Origin of the sequence: Geothrix sp., assembly GCF_049292215.1 — a bacterium.
Taxonomy (GTDB): Bacteria; Acidobacteriota; Holophagae; order Holophagales; family Holophagaceae; genus Geothrix.
Window position 1 is genome coordinate 1 of sequence record NZ_JBATQW010000040.1, and the last position, 8,156, is coordinate 8,156.

The window sequence follows — 8,156 nt, forward strand, 5'->3', positions numbered from 1 at the left end:
GGCCAGGGGCCATGGGCGGCGGTGGCCGCCAGCGCCACCCGCAAGGCCTCTTCGAGCGGCGCCTGTGCGCCCAGGTCCCCCTCGAAGGTCGGCGGCGTAAAGGGGGGCGCGGGCGCGACCAGGACGATCATTTGGCCTTAAGCCCCAGAATCTCGCGGATCCGGGCCAGGCCTTCCTGCTTGCCGCGTCCTCGGGGCAGGTGCAGCACCACCAGGGTCGCACCGGAGCCGCCAGCCACCCAGGCGCTGGTGGCAGCGGGTTCCCCAGGCACAGGAGCGGTGCCGGTCTTGAACCACCAGCCCTCCTTGCCGAAAAGCTCCCGGAACTCCACCCAGGCGCCAGCCAGGAACCGCTTGCCAAAGGCCACCACCTCCGCGATGTCCGGCTCCATCAGCCAGCGCAGGAAGCCCTCCGGACTGGTTCGCAGCAGGTCCCCGTCGCCGACCCAGGCCGCCGTCAGGGGCGGCAGGGAATCGCCGGGCGGCAGCCGCCGCCCCAGGAAGGGCGTGAACACATCCTCCATCCGCACTCGGGCCGCGGCCTCGCCATAGTCGGTGCGCCAGCTGGCCTGGGAGTCCGCGATCCAGGCCAGGAAGGCCAGGTTGCAGCTTTCCTGCAGGGCCTTGCCCAGGTCCACCTGGCCGTGTCCCTCGCGGTTCCAGCAGACATAGGGTCCGGCGGCACCCGTGCACTTGAACCGCACGTTCTTGCTGGCCCACTCGGATCCCTCCAGGCGCAGCCACACCAGCTTGGCCAGGCTGCCCATGGGAGCCTCCTTCCTCGCCTCACCATAGGTGGCCACTTCGCCGTTGCCCGTGGTGATGGCGAAGCCCTCACCTGGCTTCAGGATGGGCTCCTTCAGCGGGGCGGGCGCAGCCTGAGCGGATAGAAGGAGGGCACCGAGGCAGGCAATCAGCAGGCTCCTAGGGTTCCACATCAAAGGTCCCCATGGTCACGGGCCCGGCACCGGGCAGGATGAGGCGCTCCCAGGTCCATCGGCGCTCCTGGTCGGTGCCGCCATCCAGCACGGCCTCCACCTTGATGCGGGCGGGCTTGCCGCCGCGCCAGCCGCCCATCCACTTCAGCGTGTAGGTGCCGGGCGTCGGGGTGTCGTGGGTGTATTCGCCGGACCAGCGCAGCATGCCGCCGGAGGCCGTGCGGCGGCCGCCTTCGGCCACGGCGCCATCGGGCTCCAGCACCTGGAGGCTCCCGCCGGTGTATTCGTCGTTGGCCTGGATGGACACCACCCGCAGGCGGGTCCGCGCGGTGGACACCCACCAGCTGCGCACCACCCGCAGACCTGAGTCGGGTTCCAGGATCTCCAGGCGGTTCTCGCCGTTCTGCGCCGTCAGGTCGGTGGCCAGGGTGTACCCCAGACGGACGGACCAGTTGAGCGTGGCACCGTTGAACCACACCTTCAGCGTGCGCGCACGCCAAGCCTGGCGGGCGGCCTCGGCCTCCCGTTCCAGCCGCGCCTGCCGCAGCTGCTCGGCGGTGCGGGTGTCTTCCCCGCCGGGATCGTAGCCGCCCTCATCCTCGTAGTCGTCGTAGTATCGCCGCCCCGGCTCATCCTTGGGCGGATTCGGATCCTTCGGATCGACCAGCTTGAGCCGCAGGTTCACGGTGCGGTCGCTGGACCAGCCGCCGAGATCCGGCGCGACCTCCAGACGCCAGAGCTTGAGGTCCGGTGCGTAGGAGGCCCCCACGGGCGGCTTGGGCTTGGCGGCCTTCTGCGCCATCAGACCCGGTGCGGCCAAGAGCAGGGCCAGCAGCAGCAGCGGTCTCATCGCGCACCTCCGTCCTGCACCTTGAGGTCGAGGCCATCACAGGTGGCCCACTGCCCCTCGTTCGACATGAGGCTCAGCTTCGCGGGGCGCAGGCGGTAGCTGCCCGCCATGCCGGCCCGCAGGTGGATCCGCACCGTGTGCGTGTTCCAGCTCCAGGCCCGGTGGAAGAGGAAGGTCACCTTGTCCGGATGCACCTCGATGCGGGGCTTGGTCCAGACATCGGAGGAACCTGCCTCCGTGAAGGGCTTGCCCTCGAGCACGAATCCTTCCAGCTTCACTGTGGGGTTGAGGCCGCCGGGGATGGGCACCTCCAGCATCACGTAGTCCGCGTCGCGGTCCGTGCGGAACTGCACCTGCATCCAGGCCTCCTCGCCGGCCTTCATGGTGCCGGTCCAGGGCTCGCGGACCCAGCCCTGGCGGGCATTTCCGGTCTGCTGCGGCGTCTTCAGCCGCCAGAGGTTCCGCGTCACGGCCAGACGGAGGGCGGACGAGGCCTCACCCTTCGGCACACCCGCGGCGCTGCCTGGCACCTGGTAGGCGTAGGTCCACACCAGCAGGCCCCTGCCACTGGCCGTGACGGTCACTGGCTTGGGTTCAGCCATGCCGTAGCTGCCGGCTCGCGGCTCCCGGGCATTCCAGCGCCGCGTCTCGGGGCGCTCCTTGAACTCGAAGGAGGGGCCGCCCTGCACCGCCGCCTGAATGGACAGCGGGCCGAAGTCCAGCTTCCGGGTCTTCATCAGGTAGGGCAGCAGATCCACGATCTGGCCCGTGCTCCAGGTGGAATACCAGCCGTAGCCCCGGTACTCCGAGGCCAGGAAGGTCTCTCCCTGGCGAATCAGCGGTGACTGCGGCCTTGCCAGGCAGAGGGCCTTGAGCGCCATCACGGTCGGGACGATGTCACCCGAGTTGTAGCTCCACCAGGTCTCGCGGCGGCCCTCCCAGCGGGCCAGGCCGCCCTTCACCACGGCCCGCTGCTCCAGGCGCTCGGCCAGGGCTGCTGCCCTGGGATGCTTCGCCGCAGCGGCGGCCAGCGCGACCATGGCGTGGACGTGGGTGCCGGCCCACTTCCCGGCCAACACCTTGTCGGCGGAGCTGTCGATGAGCCCCGCGATGGGCTCCCCGGTCTGGGCCAGGGCCATGAGCAGGAAGGCGGCATCGCCTTCGGGATCGGGACTCTTGGAGCCGGCCACCCGGCCGCCCTGGTCCGCCTGACGGGCCACCTGCTGGAACAGGTTCAGCGCGGCCAGGCGGCCCCGGCGGTAGACGCCCTCGTCCACGGCATAGCCGAGGCGCTTCATGAGGGCGAAACTCTGGATGGCATAGCCCGTGGTGTGGGGGTTGGCCTCCATGCCGAAGTCGTTGGGCGCATACCAGCCCCAGCCGCCGTTGGGCTGCTGGTAGCCATACACCTTGAACACGCCGTCGCGGATGTTGCGGTCCAGGTCCGTGAGCTTCTTCCAGTCCAGGTCGGGCATGGCGCCCTGCTTCACCAGGTCCGCCACCAGCAGGTTGGGCACGAAGCTGGAGAGGGTCTGCTCCACGCAGCCATACGGGTAGCCGATGAGGTAGGGCAGCGAAGGCCCCGCCAAGTGCTCCAGGTTGCCCACGGGGGTGAGCACCAGCATGGCGTACCCCTTGGCGGAGGGCGGCGCGGGCAACGTGAAGGTCTGGGTGCCCCCATCCAGCACCACCGAGCCCGATATGGAGGCGGGCACCAGCTGATCCTGCACGGTGATGCGCTGGCGCTCGGCATCCTTGAGGCCGCCGCCTTCCACACGGGCCGTGACCGAGAGCGGCCCTGTCTTGTCCGAGAACAGCGGCAGGGCGAAGCGGTACTCGCCCTGGTCCTGTAGGCTGAACGTGCCCTCGGGCGTGCCGGCGAAGCGGCCGTTCTGGACTTCCAACCTGATCTTCCCTTGGATGGGTTGGCCGGAGAGGTTGCGCACCAGGGCGATGGCCCGGGCCTCCTCGCCCACGCTCAAAGTTCGCGGTAGGGTGAGCGCGACCTGCAGGGGCTTCGACGACGGCTTGGAGTTGCGCCCCACGCCCACCTTGGTGTCGCCGGTGATGGCCGTGGCCGTGGCGCGCCAGGCCGTGAGGTTGTCCGGCAGCACCAGGTCCACGCTGGCCTTCCCGTCTCGGCCTGCGGCCACGAAGGGGGCCCAGTGGGCCGTGTCCTTGAAGTTCTGGCGCACCTTGTCGTCGTCGTCGGCCTTGAAGTCGCCGCGCTTCGTCTGCTTGAGGCTCCAGACCGGGCGCTGGCGGCGCAGCAGGTCATGGAAGCTCCAGTCCGTGGAGCCCGAGCGCAGCACGCCGTGGCGGCGCGTGGGGTGGAAGAAGCGCACAGGATCGGGGTGCAGCTCCTGGCTCAGGGCGTAGATGGCCTCATCCACCACGCCCACGCTGAGGTCGGCGGCCGTTGGCTTTCCGTCAGCATCCGTGACGGCCACGGAGACCTTCATGGGCTGGCCGGGCTGGTAGCGCTCCTTGTCCGTGGTGACGGCCACCGACAGGCGGCGGTCCCGCTTGGGTACACGGATGGGCACCTCCACCAGCTGGCGGCGGCCTTCGACCACGATCTCGAAGACGGCCCAGACATTGGGCTGCATGGCGGCGGTGACGGGGATGTCCACCAGCGCCGTGGTGCCCGGCACCGCGCGACTCTGGCGCTGGCCCAGGCCCTCGTGCTCGATGGCCCAGTGCAGGGTGAGCTTCGGGCGGGGCAATTGCACGAGGATGCGGGCCGTGTCGCCGGGCTGGTACTCGGGCTTGTCGGCGGCGGCGCGGAGGTCCGGCACCGCGGGCAGTGGCGTGCCCTCGGCGGCCACGGTGATCTGCCGCTGGGCCACCACGGGGCGGCCCTTGGAATCCTTCGCCTCGGCCACCAGGAGGAAGGCGCCGCCCTCGGGAATGCTCAGCATGGCCTGAGGGCCCGGGGCCGAGGCCACGGTCTCGCCGGGCTTCAGGGCGCTGGGCCGCGACCACCAGTACGCGCTGTCCTTCAGGGCGACGATGCGGGCGGCCCGCAGGGCGATGGCGATGCCCGGCACCTCCTTGCCATCAAGATCGAGGGCCCGCGCCGTCACCTGGAAGGGCTTGCCCGGCAGCGCCACCTGGCGGTCCGCCGCGATCATCAGCACCAGGTCGCCGGCGGCGGCGCGCACTTGCGCCTGGCCGCTGTTGCGCTGGCCCGCGGCATCCGCGACCTTCACCACCATGCGCCAGAGGCCGTCGCTCTCGGCCTTGAAGCTGGGCAGGTCGGCCTGGCCCTCGGCATCGAGCTCGAGCTGGCCGCTCTCCATCAGCTCCGGCGCGGGGCCCGAGTCCTCGTCGTCCCAGATCCACTTGGACTTGGGCGGCACCACCTTGTAGAGGAACCAGTCGGCCTTGGCACCGCGCACCGCGGCGCCGTAGAAGTAGCGGGCATTGGCGTGGAAGCTGAGCGCATCGCCCAGGCCCACCTTGGTCTTCTCAGTGGTGACCTTCACCTCGAAGGCGGGCTTCACGAACTGCTCCACCTTGAACTCGGCCTGACCGGGTCCCTGGGGGCCCTGGAAGACGATGCGGTAGAGGCCCAGACGGCCCGCACCCGGGAGGTTGAACTGGGCGGCGTAGGTGCCGGTCTCGGCGTTCAGGAGCTTCGCCTGACCTTCGGTGACCTTGGTGTCCTCGGGATCCAGCACGGTGAAGGCCAGGGTCGGGGAGCCGCCCACCACGCGGTTCTCGCCCTTCTCCACGCGCCGCAGGATCGCCTTGGCGAAGACCTCCTGGCCGGGCCGGTAAAGGGGCCGCTCCGTGAAGGCGTAGAGGCGCTGGCGCACCGAGGCCGCGCTCTGGCCCTCGCTGGCGAGGATGGCCAGGCTGGCGCCGCTGCGGGCCAGCACCACCCGGCGCACGCCGGGCGTGACCGGGGCTTCGGCCCTGCCCGTGGCGTCGAAGGTGAGGGGCTGCAGCTTCGTCCCCTCGATGAGTTGACCGGCCGCACCCGGCTTCAGGGCGCCATCGCGGGCATCCACCGCCTGGACGCGGAGCTTCGCGCCGTCCTGCTCCGAGAGCAGGGCCAGGTCCGTGACCATCCAGGGGACATAGGCCGCCTCCGTGCCGCGCAGCACCTCCACCAGGTACAGGCCTGCCGGCTGGGCGGGCAGCTCCACGCGGCTGAGGAAGCCCTCGTCGCCGGACTCGTCGTCCTCGCGGCCCTTCTTGCCCGTGATGTCCTCGCTCACCTTCGGCACAAGCTCAGTCACGAAGGTGATGCCAGCCTGGCCTTCCAGGGGCAGGGCCGAGCCTTCGCGCACCCGTGCGGGACTGGTTTTGGCCGAGGTCAAGCGGTCCGTCTGCTTGGCGGCGTCCCGCAGCACCTGGGTGGCGGTGCGGTGCACGGTGACGAAGGCGCGCCGGCCGCCCCAGAGCACCGCCTCGCGCAGCACGTCGAGGGGATCTTGCATGCCGCGCCCGCCTTCAGCCACGGCCGTGCCCCGTTCCAGCAACACCTTCTTCAGGAAGGCGTCCGGATCCTCCACGCGGTAGATGCGGATGCGGGCTTCGGTGGGAATGGGGCCCGCGGCCTCCAGCTGGCCCGGCTTGCCCGGCAGCGTCGGCCTCAGGGTGGCGAAGGCGCCGGTCCAGCCGCCTTCGCGCCAGGGACCTTCGGCCGGGCGCTTCTGGGCCGTGCCCAGGGTGGGCAGCAGCAGTGCCACGGGCAACAGGAGGGTGAGGGCAAAGCGGAACCAGCGCATGTCAGGACCTTGAGGTGGAAGCGTCGGGGGCTACACCCGCCAGCAGGCGCCAGCGGTAGAGGCCCAGGAAGGCGGGGTTCTCGGGCAGGGGACGGAAGTCGGGATCAGGGTGGTGCAGCAGGTCGTCCAGGCGCACGCGCCGCACCTCGCCGGGTTGGCGCCCGCTGCCCTCAGGGCCCGTGTGGTAGAGCAGCATGGGCGCGCCGTCCACGTCGGGCCGCACGAAGGCCATGGCGTGGTCGGGCTGGGCGTGGGCCCCGCCCCGGGCGAAGAAGATCAGGTCACCGGGCCGCGCCAGCTGCAGGTCCCGGCCCGCGGGATCGCAGGCCAGGCGCCGGAGATACAGGCCTCGCGCGAAGGGCTGGGGGCCTTCGGGAGTCGGAAAGCCGGCCCGCCAGCCCCGGGCAAAGGTGGGCGACGGATCCTGCCCGGGCGCGCCGGTGGTGAAGGCCACCCGCTCACGCCAGGCCTGCGTGTGGGGTGCCAGCGCTTCGCGGAAGGCGAAGCGCAGCAGGCCGGCGCAATCGCGCTGGGCGGGCTCCCAGGCAGGGCTGGGGCCCTCCAGCTGCTGCTCCAGCAGCGCCACGAACCAGGTACGGAAGGCTTCGCGGTCGCCCTCCTCGCGCAGCCCGGCCGGGGTCATGCCCGTGGTGCGGGCCAGGGTCAGAGGCTGGCGGAAGCCCGGCCAGGCCCGGACTTGAAGCTGCTGCGGGCGGTCTACGCCCAACAGGTAGAACCCCGCTTCGCCATCAGACCAGCTGGGTGCGCCCGTCAGAGCCAGGCCCCAAGCCGGGCGCTGGATGGCCAGCAGGCTCCGGCTCTCCACACGGACGCGGGTCACCGGATTGCCCGGATGGGCCTCGACGGTCACGCGATGGAAGACGGGCACCAGGCCCAGACCAGCCAGGAGCAGACCGCAGCCGGCCGCGACCAGGATGGGAGAGGGTTTCATCGCGGCCGTCCCTCCAGGCCGCCGGGGGTCCAGTTCCACTCGATCTTCACGGGTCCCAGGGCCCTCACAGCCCCAAGAAAGGGGCCGAGGCTGAAGGCCAGCTCCGCGGCGGCCTCGTCGCCGTTGGTGGTCTCGCCGATCCACCAGCCGCTGCCGGTGCGGCTGCGGAGGAAGGCCAGCAGCAGGTTCTCCAGCTCCTTGGCGGTGCGCGCGCCATCGAGCTCCATGCGGGCCCAGGCCTTCGACTCGCTGTCGGCCAGGGTGGGCGCCTGGCCCTGCAGTCCAGCGGCCACGGCCTTCACGGCGGCCTCATCCGTGCCCAGCACCAGCGTGTCGGCCACCAGGGTCCAGGCGGGCCGGAAGGCCTGGGTTGTCATGACGCGGTGCAGCTCGGCAGTGCCGAAGGCCTGCTTCTGGTTCTGGCCCTTGAAGAGCCGGGGCGTGAGCTTCTTCAGCAGGTTCTCCACCTGGACCTTTTTCGCGCCCTGCACTGGCAGGGCCAGGGCCAGGCTGGGCGTCATGCCCGGCTCGCCGAAGCCACCGAAGGCCGCGATCTTTCCATCGCGCTGGGCCTGCATGGCCCGCCAGGGATCCTCGCGCCGCAGCCGCGCGAGCTCCGCCAGCGAGGCCTTCTCGGCGGGATCGAGCGCCGGGGCGGACACCCAGCCGTTCCAGAGC

At 70.9% G+C, this 8,156-nt stretch carries 5 protein-coding genes; all 5 read right to left on the reverse strand.

The features are described 5' to 3' along the window. Window positions 1-127 precede the first annotated feature (127 nt). Entirely contained in the window at window positions 128-937 is an 810-nt protein-coding gene (locus tag WAS25_RS07045; RefSeq protein WP_422310809.1) for a hypothetical protein, read from the reverse strand. After that, window positions 924-1,787, reverse strand: a complete 864-nt coding sequence (locus WAS25_RS07050; protein WP_422310810.1) for a hypothetical protein — start codon at window positions 1,785-1,787, stop codon at window positions 924-926. The genes WAS25_RS07045 and WAS25_RS07050 overlap by 14 nt, the downstream gene beginning before the upstream one ends. Next, window positions 1,784-6,526, reverse strand: coding sequence for an alpha-2-macroglobulin family protein (locus tag WAS25_RS07055; RefSeq protein WP_422310811.1), 4,743 nt, complete (start codon window positions 6,524-6,526; stop codon window positions 1,784-1,786). The genes WAS25_RS07050 and WAS25_RS07055 overlap by 4 nt, the downstream gene beginning before the upstream one ends. Window position 6,527: 1 nt before the next feature. Further along, the gene (locus tag WAS25_RS07060; RefSeq protein ID WP_422310812.1) at window positions 6,528-7,478 is read right to left on the reverse strand and encodes a DUF1175 family protein; all 951 of its coding nucleotides are present in this window, start codon (window positions 7,476-7,478) and stop codon (window positions 6,528-6,530) included. Continuing rightward, a partial coding sequence (locus WAS25_RS07065) for a hypothetical protein (RefSeq protein WP_422310813.1) occupies window positions 7,475-8,156 on the reverse strand: 682 nt, incomplete at its 5' end. The genes WAS25_RS07065 and WAS25_RS07060, both read right to left, overlap by 4 nt.

Coding starts and splice junctions, on each gene's coding strand:
- WAS25_RS07045 (WP_422310809.1), bottom strand. CDS start 937: ATGTGGAACCCTAGGAGCCTGCTGATTGCCTGCCTCGGTGCCCTCCTT.
- WAS25_RS07050 (WP_422310810.1), bottom strand. CDS start 1,787: ATGAGACCGCTGCTGCTGCTGGCCCTGCTCTTGGCCGCACCGGGTCTG.
- WAS25_RS07055 (WP_422310811.1), bottom strand. CDS start 6,526: ATGCGCTGGTTCCGCTTTGCCCTCACCCTCCTGTTGCCCGTGGCACTG.
- WAS25_RS07060 (WP_422310812.1), bottom strand. CDS start 7,478: ATGAAACCCTCTCCCATCCTGGTCGCGGCCGGCTGCGGTCTGCTCCTG.